The 15,883-nt window shown below is 71.7% G+C and carries 12 protein-coding genes; 8 read left to right on the forward strand and 4 right to left on the reverse strand.

What is annotated here, in order from left to right:
* Window positions 1–7: 7 nt before the first annotated feature.
* Window positions 8–958 (reverse strand): pyrroline-5-carboxylate reductase, encoded by a 951-nt coding sequence (gene proC, locus THESUDRAFT_RS05215; RefSeq protein ID WP_006903697.1) that lies wholly within the window; start codon window positions 956–958, stop codon window positions 8–10.
* 921 nt (window positions 959–1,879) lie between these two features.
* On the opposite strand from proC, the gene THESUDRAFT_RS05220 reads away from it, so the two are divergent.
* The 8 genes from THESUDRAFT_RS05220 (at window position 1,880) to erpA (ending at window position 12,108) form a co-directional block, all read left to right on the forward strand.
* Entirely contained in the window at window positions 1,880–2,989 is a 1,110-nt protein-coding gene (locus THESUDRAFT_RS05220; protein ID WP_242823249.1) for an amino acid ABC transporter substrate-binding protein, read from the forward strand.
* Window positions 2,990–3,241: 252 nt separating this feature from the next.
* The gene (locus tag THESUDRAFT_RS05225; protein WP_006903699.1) at window positions 3,242–4,420 is read left to right on the forward strand and encodes an amino acid ABC transporter permease; all 1,179 of its coding nucleotides are present in this window, start codon (window positions 3,242–3,244) and stop codon (window positions 4,418–4,420) included.
* Window positions 4,421–5,548, forward strand: a complete 1,128-nt coding sequence (locus THESUDRAFT_RS05230; protein WP_006903700.1) for an amino acid ABC transporter permease — start codon at window positions 4,421–4,423, stop codon at window positions 5,546–5,548.
* A 306-nt stretch (window positions 5,549–5,854) separates the two neighbouring features.
* The gene (locus THESUDRAFT_RS05235) at window positions 5,855–6,583 is read left to right on the forward strand and encodes an amino acid ABC transporter ATP-binding protein (RefSeq protein WP_040827019.1); all 729 of its coding nucleotides are present in this window, start codon (window positions 5,855–5,857) and stop codon (window positions 6,581–6,583) included.
* A gap of 284 nt (window positions 6,584–6,867) precedes the next feature.
* Complete coding sequence (locus tag THESUDRAFT_RS05240) at window positions 6,868–8,082, forward strand: NAD(P)/FAD-dependent oxidoreductase (protein ID WP_040826299.1); 1,215 nt, start codon at window positions 6,868–6,870, stop codon at window positions 8,080–8,082.
* 721 nt (window positions 8,083–8,803) lie between these two features.
* Window positions 8,804–10,597, forward strand: coding sequence for a 2-oxoacid:acceptor oxidoreductase subunit alpha (locus THESUDRAFT_RS05245; RefSeq protein WP_242823250.1), 1,794 nt, complete (start codon window positions 8,804–8,806; stop codon window positions 10,595–10,597).
* Window positions 10,590–11,450, forward strand: a complete 861-nt coding sequence (locus THESUDRAFT_RS05250) for a 2-oxoacid:ferredoxin oxidoreductase subunit beta (RefSeq protein ID WP_006903704.1) — start codon at window positions 10,590–10,592, stop codon at window positions 11,448–11,450. Before THESUDRAFT_RS05245 ends, THESUDRAFT_RS05250 begins: the two co-directional genes overlap by 8 nt.
* A 283-nt stretch (window positions 11,451–11,733) precedes the next feature.
* Entirely contained in the window at window positions 11,734–12,108 is a 375-nt protein-coding gene (erpA, locus tag THESUDRAFT_RS05255; protein WP_006903705.1) for an iron-sulfur cluster insertion protein ErpA, read from the forward strand.
* Window positions 12,109–12,193: 85 nt separating this feature from the next.
* Here the strand turns inward: erpA and cimA are convergent, their stop codons facing one another.
* From cimA to THESUDRAFT_RS05270, 3 genes are all read right to left on the reverse strand, one after another.
* Window positions 12,194–14,071, reverse strand: coding sequence for a citramalate synthase (gene cimA, locus THESUDRAFT_RS05260; protein WP_006903706.1), 1,878 nt, complete (start codon window positions 14,069–14,071; stop codon window positions 12,194–12,196).
* A gap of 611 nt (window positions 14,072–14,682) precedes the next feature.
* Window positions 14,683–15,141 carry a DUF4395 domain-containing protein gene (locus THESUDRAFT_RS05265; RefSeq protein WP_006903707.1) on the reverse strand — a complete coding sequence of 153 codons (459 nt, stop codon included), beginning with the start codon at window positions 15,139–15,141 and terminating at the stop codon, window positions 14,683–14,685.
* A 368-nt stretch (window positions 15,142–15,509) separates the two neighbouring features.
* The gene (locus tag THESUDRAFT_RS05270; protein ID WP_006903708.1) at window positions 15,510–15,857 is read right to left on the reverse strand and encodes an antibiotic biosynthesis monooxygenase family protein; all 348 of its coding nucleotides are present in this window, start codon (window positions 15,855–15,857) and stop codon (window positions 15,510–15,512) included.
* Window positions 15,858–15,883 lie beyond the last annotated feature (26 nt).

Raw genomic sequence — 15,883 nt, forward strand, 5'->3', positions numbered from 1 at the left:
CCGGGCTTCAACGGTCCCGGACGGCGGTTTTTCCGGCGTGGCCGGCGTGGCCCGGGTCCTCCGGGTGGCCGGGGTGGCGGGCGGCAGCCCCGGCGAAGGATGCCGCGGCGTCGATTGCGGCCGCGGGGCCGGCGGCCGCGATCAGGGCCGCCAGCTCGGCCGAGCGGGCCGCGGCCCGGTGGACGGCCCGCCGCACGGCGTCGGGGACCGCCATCTCTTCCAGCACCGCCAGGGCGGCGGCGGTGGTGCCGTTGGGGGAGGTCACCTGGCGGCGCAGTTCCTCGGGCGGCAGGCCGGTATCCCGCAGCATGCTGCCCGCCCCCACCACCGTCCAGACCGCCAGCTGGCGCGCCACCTCGGCGGGGAGCCCTAGCTCGTGGGCGGCGGTGAGCATGGCCTCGACCAGCAGGTAAACATAGGCGGGGCCGCTGCCGCTCAGGGCCGTGACGGCATCGAAGGCCGATTCGTCCACCTCGACGGTGGCCCCCACCAGGTCGAAGAGCCGCCGGACCCTGGCAAAGGCTTCCTCGCTGCACCCGGGCGCGGCGCAGAGGGCCGTGACCGACTGGCGCAAGCGGCTGGCCGTGTTGGGCATCGCCCGCACCAGGTGCCGCCGGCCCGGCAAGCGGCGGGCCATGTCCTCCAGCCGGATGCCCGCCGCCACCGACACCACCACCGCCCCGGGGTCCAGGTAGGGCGCCACCTGCTCCAGCGCCACCGCCATGTCGGCGGGCTTGACCGCCATCAGCACCACCTGGGCACCGGCCAGCACGGCGCCCTTGTCGCGTTCCGCCCGGACGCCGTACCGGGCCGCCAGTTCGGCCAGCCGCTGGTCGTTGCGCCGGTTGGTCACGGCCAGGGCCTGGGGGTCGAACCCGGCATCGACCCAGCCGGCGATCAGGCACTCGGCCATCTTGCCGGCACCGATGAGGGCCACCGCGATGTCAAGGCCGGTCATGGAGGCCACCTCCCTGGGATGTGCTTGCGGCTTCGGGTTTGCTTCCTGCCTCGGGGCTGTCCGGGCGGGCGGCGGGCCGCCCCAGGTCCAGCCGGCCCGGCAGGAGCTGTTTCGGTGCCGCCGCGCCGGGAAATCAAAAACCCCCGCCCTGCAAGGGCGGGGGTACCGCGGTACCACCTTGCTTCACCGGACGGCCGGCCGCGGCAGGGCGTGGTCCCATCCTTGCCGCGCCCTCCCCGCCAGGCGCGAAGGCGAGGGGGCGACGGCGCCGGGGCGAGGGGCGCCGTCGGCGCCGGCCCGCCCGATCCGGGGCGAGACCACCCGTGGCGGCCGCCGGCGGCAGGCCTACCAGGGGCCGGACCTGCCAGCCGCCCGTCCGGTCTTGAGGGATGGCGGGATGGCGCCATCCCCTGGCCCGCGTAACGGGCGGGCGCCGGTGCGGTTCGGGCCGGTTCTTCCTGCGGCGGTTGGTCCTGCAGGGCGAACACGGCCGTTGCCGCACGGCTCAGGGGTGGGTCGAGGCACCGGGCCGGGCCGGCCCTTGCAGCCGCCGGGGCCGGCTCTCTGTCCCGGCCGTGGGGGTGCCTCCGGGTCCCGTCATCGCCAGGACCGGATAGGTGCTTTCGGATATTTATACATGCCGGCCGGCGAGATTACAAGCCTGCGCGAAGCCGCCGTCCCGCCGAACCGGGCCGAGCCGCCGCACCAGCCACCGGCGGGTGCCTGTCCGGTCCTGTGCAACCGGCGCGGGGCCGCCGCCTGAGGGCCCAGGGGAGGTCGAAAGGGGTCGCCCGGCCGCTGGCAGCAGCAGGGTTTGACTGGTTTCTGCCGAAAGCAAGGATCTATCGCCGAATTCCGGCGGCGGCGGGCCGATTGAGTCCCTGGGCCCGCGGGATTCCTCAACGCACCAGTCTCCTGGGGGTGGTCTTTTTGTCGTTACGGCGCATTCGGGTGGCCGCGGCCGCCCTGGTGGCGGCGGTCGCCCTGGTGGCGGCCGCCTGCTCCAGCGGCGGCTCCCAGCCGGCCGGTTCGACCGGCGGTGGAAGCGGCGGCAGCGGGGGCACGGGGGACCAGGCGGGGCAGAGCCGGCTGCAGGTGGTGCTCAGCCGGGGCAAGCTGATCTGCGGGGTCAACGGCCAGCTGCCCGGCTTCAGCTACCTGGACCCCAGCGGCCAGATGACGGGCTTCGATGCCGACTTCTGCCGCGCCATCGCCGCGGCCCTGTTTGATGATCCCAACGCCGTGGAGTTCCGGCCCCTCAGCGCCCAGGAGCGGTTCACCGCCGTGCAGTCGGGCGAGGTGGACGTCCTGATACGCAACACCACCTGGACCCTGGGGCGGGACACCGTCAACGGCATGGAGTTCCTGCCCACCACCTTCTACGACGGCGGGGGCGTGATGGTCCGCAAGGACCGCAACGTCAAGAGCCTGGCGGACCTGGACGGCGCCACCATCTGCGTGCTGAGCGGCACGACCAACGAGATGGTGCTGACCGACCGGATGCGCGCCCTGGGCGCCAGCTTCACGCCCAAGACCTTCGAAGATGCGGACCAGCTCTATGCTACCTATGAATCGGGCGGCTGCGATGCGGTGACCAGCGACAAGTCGCAGCTGGCCGGGCGGCGGGCGGTCCTCTCGGATCCTGACAACCACGTGATCCTGGACGAGATGCTGTCCAAGGAGCCGCTGGGACCGGCCGTCAAGAACAACGACTCGACCTGGTTCGACGTGGTGAAGTGGATCGTCTTCGCCACCATCCAGGCCGAGGAGTTCGGCATCAACTCGCAGAACGTGGACCAGTTCAAGAACAGCGACAACCCGGACATCCGGCGCTTCCTGGGCGTCGAGGGCGAGCTGGGCAAGGGGCTGGGCATCAGTAACGATTTCGCCTACCGCGTGATCAAGCACGTGGGCAACTACGGCGAGATCTACGAGCGCAACCTGGGACCCGACACGCCCTTCAAGCTGGAGCGGGGCCTCAACGAGCTCTGGACCAACGGTGGTCTCCTCTACTCGCCGCCCTTCCGTTGATGCCGCGGGCCGCTGGCGGCGGGAACGTGGCGGTTCCCGCCGCCAGCGGCATCCGGGCAGGCGCCCGGCGTGGTCGCCTCGGGCCCGTTCCGCTGGCCCCGGCGCTGCGGGCCCCCAGAGGTTCGGCCGATCCGCCGCCGCGGCGAGCAGCGGTGCCGGCCCAGGACGCGGGCCCGGAGCCGCCGGGCCACGCCGCCGGGCGTCAGGGGCGTCCGCAGATCCCGCGTTTTCTGGTCAAGAGGAGGGGGGTTTATGACGGCATGGCCCACCCGACGGGTGCGGTCCGGGGTGGGTGACATCCGCCTGCGGAGGCTGCTCCTTCAGCTGGCCGTGGTGCTGGTTACGGTAGCAGCGGGTACCTACCTTTTCGGCAACGTCCAGCGCAACCTGCAGCAACTGGGCATCACGCCCGGCTTCGACTTCTTGCGCCATCCCGCCTCCTTTGCCATCGGGGAAAGCTCGATCCCCTACCAGGCGACGGACCCCTACGGCCGCGCTTTCCTGGCCGGCCTGGTCAACACCCTGCGGGTGGCCGTGCTGGGGGTCGTCCTGGCGACGGCGGTGGGGGTGGTGGCGGGGCTGGCTCGCCTGTCCGCCAACGGGCTGGTGCGGCTCCTGGCCTCCCTGTACGTGGAGGTGACCCGCAACACGCCCCTCCTGCTGCAGCTCTTCTTCTGGTACGGTGCCATCGTCTACACCCTCCCGCCGGCGAGCCAGGCCCTGGCCCTTCCCGGGTCCGTGTTCCTGATGAACCGGGGGCTGGTGCTGCCGGCCCCGCGGCCCGGTCCGGGCTTCCCCACGGCGGTGGCCATCCTGGGGCTGGCCCTGGTGGCAGCGGCGACGGCGTACCGGATCCTCCTGCGCAAGCGGCTGGAGGAAGGCCGGGCAACCAGGCCGGGCCTGGTTGCCCTGGGCCTGCTGGCGGCGGGCGGTCTGGCGGCCGCGATCCTCCCCGCGGGCCCGGCCCTGGTGCTGGAGAGGCCCCAGCTGGCCCGGTTCAACTTCCAGGGCGGCCTCATGCTGTCCGCGGAATTCACCGCCCTGCTGCTGGCGCTGGTGATCTATACCGGAGCCTTCATCGCCGAGGTGGTGCGGGGCGGCGTCCTGGCCGTTCCCCGGGGCCAGTGGGAGGCGGCCCGGTCGCTGGGGCTCTCGCCTTTCTTGGTGCAGCGCCTGGTGGTGTTCCCCCAGGCCCTCCGGATCATCGTGCCGCCCCTGACCAGCCAGTACCTCAACCTGATCAAGAACTCGAGCCTGGCCATGGCGGTGGCATTCCCCGACCTGCTGAACGTGAGCAGCACCATCGTCAACCAGACGGGCCGGACCCTGGAGATGCTCCTGCTGGTCGGCGCCACCTATCTGGCCTTCAGCCTGCTGACGTCCCTGCTGATGAACCTGTACAACCGGTCGCTGCGGCGGGGGGTGGCGTAGATGGACGAACCCGCGACGGGTCCTGCCCTGCCCGAACCGGCACCGGGCCGGCCGGCGGCAGGGCAGGCCGGCCCGGCCGCAACCACGGTGGCGGTGCCGCCGCCCCAGGCGCCCTGGCCGCAGCGGGCCGCCGCCTGGGCCCGCCAGAACCTGCTGGCCAGCTGGTATCACGGCCTGCTCACGCTGGTGGCCCTGGCCATCCTGGCCCTGGCCGGCCGGGCGGTCCTGTCCTGGGCCTTTGGCCGGGCCCGGTGGGACGTGGTGACCGACAACCTGCTGCTCCTGCTGGTGGGCGCCTACCCCCGCGACCAGCTGTGGCGGGTGGTGGCTGCCCTGGTGCTGCTGGCGGTGCTGGTGGTGGTCAGCGGCCTGGCGTGGGCCGGGCCGGCCCGCTGGCGGCGCGCCCAGATGCCGGTGGTGGCGGCCTGGGTCGTGCTGGTGCCGGCGGCCATGGTGCTGGTGCTGTCGGTGCCGCGACAAGGCGGCGCGGGCACGGGGTACGGGTTGATCCTGACCCTGGTGCTGGCGGTGGCCGGCATCACGCTGTCCTTTCCGCTGGGGGTGCTGCTGGCCCTGGGCCGCGTCAGCTCCCTGCCCGTGGTCCGGGCCCTGTCCATCGCCTACATCGAGCTGGTGCGCGGCACGCCCCTCATGGTGGTGCTGTTTTTCTCCATGACGGCGCTGCCGCTGTTCCTGCCGCCGTCGGTGCGGCCGGACCTGGTCACCCGGGCGGCGGCCGGGCTCGTGCTGTTCACCGCGGCGTACGTGGCCGAGGCGGTGCGCGGCGGCCTGCAGGGTGTGCCCCGCGGGCAGGTGGAGGCCGCCCAGGCCCTGGGCCTGACGGGAACCCAGGCGGTGCTGCTGATCATCCTGCCTCAGGCCCTGCGGGCGGTGATCCCCGCCCTGGTGGGCCAGTTCATCAGCCTGTTCAAGGACACGTCGCTGGTGGCGGTGTGGGGCCTGCTGGAGTTCGTCGGCGTCGCCCAGAGCGTGCTGTCCAACCCCTCCTACCTGGGCCGGCACGTGGAGATGTATGCCTTCGTCGCCGCAGTGTACTGGGTCTTCTGCTACGGCATGTCGCTGGCCAGCCGGCGGCTGGAGCGGCGTCTGGGCGTGGGGGAGCGCTGAGGCCCCGGCGGGATCAAGGACCCCGGCTATCGGACGGCGGGTCGCCCCGGCAGGCCGGGGGCGCGGGCCGGCGCGGGCCGGAAGGGCGCGGGCCCGCCGCCGGCGGCGACCGGGAGGGAGGCGAGACGGATGATGCCCAAGGGCATGGCCAGTGAGGGCGCCCGGAACGGCAACCGGCCGGGCGCCACGGGGCCGGAAGGACGCGGCGGAACCGCATTCCCGGCGACGGGCCGGGCGGCCGCGACCGGCGGTTCGGCGACGCCGGCCGCGGCGGGTGGCACGGCGCCGGCAATCGGAGCCCAGCCCATGGTGATCTGCGAAGACGTCCACAAGTGGTTCGGTGCCGTCCACGTGCTGAAAGGGGTGAGTCTTCAGGTCCAGCCCGGCGAGGTGGTGGTGATCATGGGCCCCTCGGGTTCGGGCAAGTCGACCCTGATCCGGACCATCAATGCCCTTGAGCCCATCCAGCGGGGCCGCATCGTCGTGGACGGCATCGAGCTGGGGCCCGACCTGCACCGGATCGAGGCGGTGCGCCGGGAAGTGGGCATGGTCTTCCAGCAGTTCAACCTGTTCCCCCACCTGACGGCGTTGCAGAACGTGACCCTGGGGCCCATCTGGGTGCGCAAGTGGCCCCGCCGCCGGGCGGAGGAACTGGCCCGCGAGTTACTGGCGCGGGTGGGCCTGGCCGACCATGCCCACAAGTATCCCGCCCAGCTGTCGGGCGGCCAGCAGCAGCGGGTGGCCATCGCCCGGGCCCTGGCCATGCAGCCGCGCATCATGCTGTTCGACGAGCCCACCTCCGCCCTGGACCCGGAGATGATCAAGGAAGTCCTGGACGTCATGCGGGAGCTGGCCGCCTCGGGCATGACCATGCTGGTGGTCACCCACGAGGTGGGCTTTGCGCGGGAGGTGGCCGACCGCATCGTCTTCATGGACGAGGGCATGCTCCTCGAGGAGGCGCCGCCCGACCGGTTCTTCCGCGAGCCGGCCCACGAGCGGGCCCGGCGCTTCTTATCCCAGATCCTGCACCCCTGACTGGTTCAAGATCCTGCAGCCCTGGCCGGGAACCGGCGGCAGGGGGCAGGGGGATGGCGGAGGCGGCCGCCACGGGATGCCGCCGCGTAGGGCTACAGGGGACGGGCGATTGGTTGCGCTGCCCACGACAGACCAACATAATGGATGTGGTCTGCATACCGGCGCGCCGGGTGACGGGCGCGGGACGAACCGGCCCCAAGGTGGCCGGGCCCGCGGAGCCCCGGGTGGCCGCCCCGCGGGGCGCCGCCCTCGGCGCCCGCCGGGGGCGGCGAGGAGGAGCGTCGATGGCCGACTCGAAGCGATACGTCATCGTAGGCAACGGTGTCGCCGGCACCACGGCGGCCGAGACCATCAAGAAGCTGGAGCCCCAGAGCCAGGTCACCCTGCTGGCGGCCGAGCCCTACCCGCTCTACAACCGGGTCTCCCTGCCCCACTACCTCAAGGGCACGGTGTCCGAAGACAAGGTCTTCATGCGGTCGGTGGAGCAGCACGCCGACAAGGGGATCGACCTGCGCCTGGAGACGCGGGTGGTTTCGGTCCACCCGGACGAGAGGGTCGTGGTGACCGAGGCGGGCGAGACCTATCCCTATGACCGGCTGCTGATCGCCACCGGGGGCCGGCCGCGGCCCCTGCCCGCGCCGGGCGCCGACACACCCGGCGTCTACTATTTTCAGACCCTGGACGACACCCGCCAGATGGTCGAGCGCTTCGCCACCGCCCGGCGGGCCGTGGTGGTGGGGGGAAGCTTCATCGCCTACGAGCTGGCCGAAGGGTTCCGCCGCCGCGGCCTCGAGGTGGTGTGGCTGATCCGCGGCCCCCGCTGGCTGCGCCGCATCCTGGATGAGGACGGCGGCCGGCTGGTGGACCTGCTGGCCCGGGACCACGGAATCGAGATCCTCTACGGCGAAGAGGTGGCCCAGGTCCACGCCGCCGGCGGCACCGTCAAGGCCGTGACCACCACCGGCGGGCAGACCATCGAGGCCGACATGGTCGGCTGCGGCCTGGGCCTGGACTTCTACACGGAGCTGCTGGCGGGCAGCGGGGTCGAAGTCCAGGGCGGCGTGGTGACCAACGAGCGGCTGGAGACCAGCGTGCCGGGGATCTATGCCGCCGGGGACGTGGCCCGCTTCTTCGACGTGTTCATCGGGCGGCACAACCAGATGGGCACGTGGAACAACGCCATGACCCATGGCCGTGTGGTGGGCGCCAACATGGTGGGGGCCAACCGGTCCTACCGCGAGGTGCCCGTCTACTCCAGCGGCCTGTTCGACTCGAAGATCACGGCTATCGGCGCCACCCCCGAGAACCACCCCGAGGTGGAGGCCGTCTCCCACGTCGACTGGGAGAACCGCCAGTACCAGCGCCTGTTCTTCCTCGAGGGCCGGCTGGTGGGGGCGGTGTTGATCGGCGACCTGCGGGCGCGCAAGAAGATCGTCGACATGATCACCCAGCGGGAGACGGTGGACGATCCCAACCGGCTGATCCTGTCCCTGACCTGATCCCGGAACCCATCCCGCACCACGGACCCCCCCCGGACCTCCGGGGGGAGGCTGGGGGGGCCGGCGGGCAGCAAGCCGCCGCCCCCACGGCGATGCCCGCCGGGCCCGGCCGCCCCGGGCATCGCAGTTCCTGCCTGCCATGGAGCCCCGCCCGCGGACGGGGCCGCCCTTTCAGCCCGCCGGCGGCTGCTCTCGCCCGCGCGGGTCCGGCCGGCCCGGGCGAGCCCCCCTGCCGTTCCGCCGCAGGCCTCGCCCTGCCGTGCCACCTCCCACCGGCCTGGGCCGCCCTTCCGGGCCCAGGCCGCCGCACCGCTGGAGAGTTCCCTCGCTGCCGCTCCGTCCCCGTGCCGAACGCCCCTGATGCCCGAGCCGATGGGCGCCGATCCCCAATGTGCCCGGGCGGGCGCCCCCCGGCTGCCCGGCGCCGGCGACGGGCAGCCGGGAGCCGTGGGCTGCAAGGGGCGGCTTACCCAACTTGCTTGGGACTGCGGCGGGTGCAAGTCCGATGCTCCCCACTTGCAGAGAAGGCCCCCGGATGCGCTGTGCAAGTCGTTCCGCCATGGCAACGGCTGGTTCTTCCGGTACCAACCTGGCGCCGCCAGCGGTCGTTCCCCGGAGGTGAACGGTCGGCCCTCGACGGTGAAATGCATGGCAGCGGCAGGATGCCTTAGAATCATCGCCAACTGGTGGTATAGTGGTGTTAGGCAAAGGGGTGAGGGCAGTGGCCAGGGAGTTGCACGACCCTGCAACGGGTGCACCCAGGACCTTGACCGGAGAGTTCAACTGGAAGGTGGGCGGGCAGCAGGGCGAGGGCATCGACAGCACGGGCGAGATCGTGTCCCAGACCCTCAACCGCCTGGGCTATTACGTCTACCAGTACCGGCACTTCATGTCCCTGATCAAGGGCGGCCACACCAACTACAAGGTGCGGGCCGCGGACCATCTGATCCGGCATCACGGGGACGAGCTGCACGTCCTCATCGCCTTCGACCAGAAGACCATCGACCACAACCTGCACGAGCTGGTCCGGGACGGCGTGGTGGTCTACGACGACACCTTCAAGGCGCGGGTTCCCGAGGGCCGGCCGGTGCGGGTCTACGGCGTGCCGCTGACCAAGATCGCCCGGGAGCTGGGCAACCCCATCATGAAGAACATGGTCGCCGTGGGCGTGACCGCCGCCCTGGTGGGCCTGCCCGTGGAGGAGTTCCGGCCCACCATCGAGGCGCGCTTCGGCGGCAAGGGCGACCAGGTGGTCGAGCTCAACATGGAGGCCCTGCGCCGGGGATTCGAGTACGGCGTTCGGGAGATCGGCCAGGTGGCCACCCTGCCCCGGCGCCCCCAGGTGCAGCGGCGCCTGTTCATCTCCGGCAACGAGGCCATCGCCTTCGGCGCCCTGGCGGCCGGCTGCCGCTTCCTGGCCGCCTATCCCATCACGCCGGCCACGGAGATCATGTACTGGTTCCTCAAGAACTTCCCGAAGTACGGCGGCGTGGTGGTCCAGGCGGAGGACGAGATCGCGGCGGTCAACATGGCCATCGGCGCCAACTATGCGGGCGTCCGGGCCATGACCTCCACCTCGGGGCCGGGCATCTCCCTCATGCAGGAGGCCGTGGGCCTGGCCGGGATGTCGGAGACGCCGCTGGTCGTCGTCGACGTGATGCGGGGTGGCCCCTCCACGGGCCTGCCCACCAAGACGGAGCAGAGCGACCTGAACGAGCTGATCTTCGGCACCCACGGCGAGATCCCGCGCATCGTGCTGACCCCGGCCACGGTGGAGGACTGCTTCTACCTGGCGGTCGAGGCCTTCAACCTGGCGGAGCGCTACCAGTGCCCGGTCTACCTGGTGAGCGACCTCTCCCTGGGCATGTCGCGCCAGTCCATCGACGGCCTGGATTACAGCCGGGTGCGGATCGACCGGGGCGCCCTGATCACCCAGGAAGAGCTGGACGCCATGGAGCGCGGGGCCTACAAGCGCTATCTGGTCACCGAGTCCGGAATCTCCCCGCGCAGCCTGCCGGGCATGCGCAACGGCCGCTACGTGGCGCTGGGCAACGAGCACGACGAGGCGGGCACCGAGGAGATCGAGGACACCGCCACCCGCGAGATCCAGATGAAGAAGCGCATGCGCAAGCTCGACAGCCTGGATCTCAGCGACTACGTCGACTACTACGGGGACGAACCGGCGGAGCGGGTCGATCTGCTGCTGGTCGGCTGGGGATCCACCATCGGCCGCATCCAGGAGGCGGTAGCCCGCCTGGAAAAGGACGGCTACAAGGTCGGCCACCTGCACCTGCGGGCCCTGTACCCCTTCCCCCGGGCGAAGGTGCGCGGCTACCTGCAGGCGGCGCCCCGGGTGCTGGTGGTGGAAAACAACTACACCGGCCAGCTGGCGGGGTATCTGGCGCGGGAAGTGGGCTTCCACGACAAGATCCAGAACTGCACCAAGTACGACGGCGACCCCTTCCTGGCCAGCGAGATCTATTCCCGGGCGCGTGAGGTGTTGCTCCATGGCTAAGGTGGCGGATTTCCGGGCGGCGCGGCCCACGTGGTGCCCGGGTTGCGGTGACTTCGGCGTGCTGAACGCGCTGACCCGGGCGGTGATCGACCTGGGGTTGGAGCCCGAGGACGTGGTGGTCGTCTCGGGCATCGGCTGCTCGGGCAAGATCTCCCAGTACTTCGGCGGATACGGGTTCCACGGCATCCACGGCCGGGCGTTGCCCATCGCCCAGGGCGTCAAGCTGGCCAACCGGGAGCTGACGGTCATCGCTGCCGGCGGCGACGGGGACGGCTACGGCATCGGTCTGAGCCACGTGATCCACGCCATCCGGCGCAACGTCGATCTGACCTACATCGTGATGGACAACCACATCTACGGTCTCACCACGGGCCAGCTGGCGCCCACCAGCGACAAGGGCATGAAGACCAAGACGTCGCCCTACGGGTCGGTTGAGGAGCCCATCCGGCCCCTGGAGCTGGCACTGGCCCAGGGTTGCGGGTTCGTCGCCCAGGCCTTCTCCGGCGAGATCAACCACATGGCCGAGGTGTTCAAGAAGGCCATCCAGCACAAGGGGTTCTCGCTGGTCAATGTCTTCAGCCCCTGCGTGACCTTCAACAAGCTGAACACCTACGATTACTTCAAGGCGCGGCTGGTCAACCTGGACGAAGACCCGGACTACGACCGTCACGACCGGGCCGCCGCCCTGCGCAAGGTGATGGAAACGGGCGGCATGGTGATCGGCGTGGTCTACGAGACCGACAAGCCGACCTTCGAAGAGCAGCTGCCCGGCTTTCCGGAGGAGGGCCTGGTCCAGCAGGACCTGGAGCTGGGCGAGGACGACTACCGGGAGCTGGAGGCCCAGTTCGCCTAAAGGTTCGTGGCAAAGCTGCCGGAGGGCAAAGGGGGCCGGGCAGTCCACAGCAGGATGGGCCCGGCCCCGTCCTTTGGAACGCTTGGGTCGCGGTCCGGGCGGTGTCTCGCAGGAGCGGCTGCTCGCAGGTTGACCGCCCCGTGCCGCAGCGTAGCCTGCACCCATTGCGATCCGGCCCCTGCCGCCGGCCTCGGGCGGCTGTGATAAGGTGTATGAAAAAGGGGGGTGGGCGGCCCGGCGGCCGCGGCCCGGTTCGCTTGTCCCTGGCCAGGGAGGTGAGGGCATGATCACCCTGACACCGGAAGCGGTGGCCAAGGTGAAGGAACTGCTGGCCGAGCGCCAGCGGGACGACCTGGCCCTGCGCGTCTTCATCCAGCCCGGGGGCTGCAGCGGCTTCAACTACGGGCTGGCCCTGGACTCCAACCTTCACGACGACGACACCGTGATCGATCAGGACGGGGTGCGGGTGGTGGTCGACTCCGCCAGCGCCCGCTTCCTCAAGGGTGCCCGGGTGGACTACGTCGAGTCGCTGTCGGGCTCGGGCTTCGCCATCCACAATCCCAACGCCGTCCACACCTGTGGCTGCGGCCAGTCCTTCCGCACCCGGGACGAAGCCGGCCAGCCGGCCTCCTGTGACGAAGCGGGCGCCGCCCTCTGAAGGGCGGCGCCCCTGCTCTCTCCGGGGACCTGGGCGGCCCGTTCCTGGCGATATGGCGGTCCCGGCACCGCCGTGAGGCTGCGCTTCACGCCTGCCGCGCCTGTCTCCCCTGTGCCGGCTGCGTTGCCGGCGCTGTGTGCCTCGCGGCGGCGCCGGGCGGCGCGGGTACGGTGGGCCGGGCTTCCGGGCCCGGGTCCGGTCCGCCGGGGGCCGGGGCCGTGGCCAGCCCCAGAAGGTAATATCGCAAGCCGTCGGCCAGAGCTTGCCAGGATGCCTCCAGGATGCTGGTGGAGACGCCCACCGTCCCCCAGCGGGCCCGGCCGTCGGTGGACTCCACCAGCACCCGTACCCGGGCTCCGGTGCCGGCATCCCCTTCCAGCACCCGCACCTTGTAGTCCACCAGGCGCACCTGCTCAAGATCGGGGTAGACCTCCGACAGCGCCTTGCGCAGGGCGGCGTCCAGGGCGTTGACCGGGCCGTTGCCTTCGGCCGCCGTGTGGACGATCCGCTCACCTACCCGGACCTTGATGGTGGCCTCCACCCGCGATCCCGCCGCCGGGTCGTGCAGGGCGGTGACCCGGTAGGACTCCAGGAGGAAGGGCCACCCGGGGTTGGCCGCCTCCGGGACGGGCGCTTCAGGGAAGGCCGCCTGCCCGCCCGGGGTGCCGGCGCTGCCCGCCGCCTGCTGTACTTCCCAGGCCAGCAGGGCCAGGGTGCCCTCGGCGCCTTCGAACTGGTAGCCTTCGTGCTCCAGCTCCTTGATCCGCTCCAGCAGCCGGGCCAGGGCCGGTTCGTCCAGCTCCGCTCCCAGCACATAGCGAAGGTTGGCGCGGCCGCTCAGCTCCGACACCAGCACCCGGCGGTCGTTGCCCACCCGGGCCGGATCCACGTGCTCGTAGAGGGCCGGCTCCTTGAGCAGGGCGGAGACGTGGATGCCCGCCTTGTGGGCGAAGGCGTTGGCCCCCACGTAGGGCGCCTCCTCCCGGTGGGGGAGGTTGGCCACCTCGCTGGCGAAGCGGCTCACGGCGGTCAGTTCGGCCAGGGCCCCGGGGGGCAGGCAACGCAGGCCCAGCTTGAGCTCCAGGTTGGCGGCCACGGTGAGCAGGTTCGCGTTGCCGCAGCGCTCGCCGTAGCCATTGATCGTGCCCTGGACCATGCGGCACCCGGCGGCCACGGCGGCCAGGGAGTTGGCCACGCCGAGGCCGGCGTCGTCGTGGCAGTGGATGCCCAGGGGAGTCCGGGTGGCGGCGGCCGCCGCCCGGACGGCCCGGGTCACGGCGTCCGGCAGGGAGCCGCCGTTGGTGTCGCACAGGACGAGCCAGCTGGCGCCGGCTTCTTCCGCCGCGGCCAGCACGGCCAGCGCATACTCCGGGTTGGCGGCAAACCCGTCGAAGAAGTGCTCCGCGTCGAAGATCACCTCCCGCCCGTGAGCCACGAGGTGCGCCACCGTCTCCCGGATCATGGCCAGGTTCTCCTCCAGGCGGGTGCCCAGGGCGACGGTCACGTGCCGGTCCCAGGCCTTGCCCACCACGCAGACCGCCGGCGTGCCGGCGGCCAGGGCGGCCGCCAGGGCCGGGTCGTGCTGGACCGCTACGCCCGGGCGGCGGGTGCTGGTGAAGGCGACCAGCCGGGATCGCTGGAGGGGCTGGTCCTCCAGGGCCCGGAAAAAGGCGGCGTCCTTGGGGTTCGATCCCGGCCAGCCGCCCTCGATGTAGGGGATGCCGAAGTCGTCCAGGCGGCGCGCCAGGCGCAGCTTGTCGGCCAGGGTGAGGTGGATGCCCGCCCGCTGGGTGCCGTCGCGCAGGGTGGTGTCATAGAGCACCACGTCAACGGGCCCAGTCCCTGGTCCCGCGGCGAGGGATCCGGGGCCTGGACGCACTGCCGGGTGGGTGCGGCCGGGGGAACGCGCCTGGAGCGGGGCGCCGCCGGCCTGGGGGAGACGGGCTGCCTTGCCGTCGCCCATGGGGAATCACCTCCTGGGGGGTCTGGATGCAAAAAGCCCCCGTCCCGAGGGACGGGGGCTTTCCTTTGCGATGCCATCCGCGGTACCACCCTCATTGGCCTGCAGCCCCGCCGGACCGCTCCCACCAGGCTGGGCGGTGGGAGCCGGCGCGGGAGGAGACGGAGCATGGGCTGCCGGCCCTCTCGCCGGGCACGGCCCGCAAGGGGCGATGCCCTGTCCCGTTAACGGGAGAACCCGGCCGCGTCTACTGGGGTGGAACCCGGACGCGATGCAGGCGGCACCTGAACGCGATGCAGGGAACCACCCGTTCGGGCGGCGGCGGGCCGGTTCCTGCCCCTGCTGCGGCAGGGGCAGGAACCGGCCTGGGAGGGGATCTTCCCGCGGGGCCGCCGGACGGGACTTTCAGCGCTCAGGTCCCGCTCTCTGGCCGGGCGGCCGCCGAGTACTCGTCCTCCCGGCGCCGTTGGGCACGATGAGGCCGGTCACGGCCGTTGTCACGGGGCTACCACGGTTTGCCGATTACTATGGGGTCCCGGCGCCGGCCTGTCAAGGGGTCAGGCGGCTCTGGCCGGCGAGCCGGGACCTGGCGTTGGGGCCGCCGGGACGGCCCCTCACACCGCCGGGGTCGACCCGGGCCTGCGGATCCAGCCGCGCCGCACCAGCTGGTAGTAGATGGTGCAGCCCAGGCAGAACCCGCGGGTGGCGATGAAGGCCACCGTCGCCACCGCCAGCAGCGCCCCCCAGCCGACGATGGCGCCCCACAGGGGCGCCACCGGCGCCAGCAGGTACAGGCCCGCGGCACCGATGCCGAAGAACAGGCTGGCCAGGGTCTGGTTGAAGCGCTGCACGTGGGCGTCTTCCCGCTCGGCCCCGGGCAGGCGGCGGGCCAGCAGCGGCCGGGCCAGGTGGAACACCAGGTGGGCCCGGGGACCGAAGACCAGAGGCAAAGCCAGCACGACCAGCCCGATCAGGGCGCCGGGGCGGAACTGGAACAGGAAGCTCAGCACCGCGGCCAGGATGATGAAGGTCTGGTTGGCCCGCACCAGGGGCACCGGGATGCCGTCGTGCACGGTGGATCCCTCCTCGGGGTAGGCGGCCAGGGGTCATCGGGCAGGCCGTGGGGCCGCTCACGCCTTACCCAAAAACCCTATCGACTTACTCGCAAATCCCTGGCCCGATTATGGGACCCCGCCGTCATCCTCGTCAACGGCAAACTGCCCATCGGAAGACCCGCTCGAGGCGCCGCCGTTCGAGGCGCCCGCAGTGGCACCCCGGCCGGCGTCCCGGCCGTGACGGCCGGCGCTGCGGCCGTCACGGCCGGGGCTCACCGGGTCACCGGACCTGCTGTCCCCCCAGACACGGGAAACCCGCTCCTCAGGCCGCCGCGGGAACGGGCCGGTAAGGGCCGGTGCGGGCGGTGCGGCTCGGGTGGTGCGGCTCACACCCGGCGCAGCACCTCGTAAACCGCCAGCTCGCTGCGCGCTCCGGCGGAGGCCCCGGTGTCGCGATGGGCATGCTGGAAGTGGGCACTCCGGCGCCAGGCCTCGAACGCCTCCCGGGACTCCCAGCGGGTCACCACCAGGTACTCGCTGCGGCCGCCGGCGCCGCCCGCAGCATCCGCTGCGCCGGCCCCGGGATGACCGGCCGGGCCGGTCGCTTCCCTGCGCCAGAACTCGAATCCCAGGCAGCCGGGGACATCCTTCATGCCCGGGGAGCGGGAGAAGGCCTCCTCCAGGCGCTGCTCGGAGCCCGGTTCGGGCCAGATGCGGTTGATGACGATCAGCATGGCACCTACCTCCTCCTTGCGGTGCA

It is taken from the genome of Thermaerobacter subterraneus DSM 13965, assembly GCF_000183545.2.
GTDB classification, from domain to species: domain Bacteria; phylum Bacillota; class Sulfobacillia; order Thermaerobacterales; family Thermaerobacteraceae; genus Thermaerobacter; species Thermaerobacter subterraneus.

Excerpts from the sequence above, each read along its gene's own strand:
- proC (WP_006903697.1), bottom strand. The coding sequence starts at position 958 with ATGACCGGCCTTGACATCGCGGTGGCCCTCATCGGTGCCGGCAAGATG.
- THESUDRAFT_RS05225 (WP_006903699.1), top strand. The coding sequence starts at position 3,242 with ATGACGGCATGGCCCACCCGACGGGTGCGGTCCGGGGTGGGTGACATC.
- THESUDRAFT_RS05230 (WP_006903700.1), top strand. The coding sequence starts at position 4,421 with ATGGACGAACCCGCGACGGGTCCTGCCCTGCCCGAACCGGCACCGGGC.
- THESUDRAFT_RS05235 (WP_040827019.1), top strand. The coding sequence starts at position 5,855 with ATGGTGATCTGCGAAGACGTCCACAAGTGGTTCGGTGCCGTCCACGTG.
- THESUDRAFT_RS05240 (WP_040826299.1), top strand. The coding sequence starts at position 6,868 with ATGGCCGACTCGAAGCGATACGTCATCGTAGGCAACGGTGTCGCCGGC.
- THESUDRAFT_RS05250 (WP_006903704.1), top strand. The coding sequence starts at position 10,590 with ATGGCTAAGGTGGCGGATTTCCGGGCGGCGCGGCCCACGTGGTGCCCG.
- erpA (WP_006903705.1), top strand. The coding sequence starts at position 11,734 with ATGATCACCCTGACACCGGAAGCGGTGGCCAAGGTGAAGGAACTGCTG.
- cimA (WP_006903706.1), bottom strand. The coding sequence starts at position 14,071 with ATGGGCGACGGCAAGGCAGCCCGTCTCCCCCAGGCCGGCGGCGCCCCG.
- THESUDRAFT_RS05270 (WP_006903708.1), bottom strand. The coding sequence starts at position 15,857 with ATGCTGATCGTCATCAACCGCATCTGGCCCGAACCGGGCTCCGAGCAG.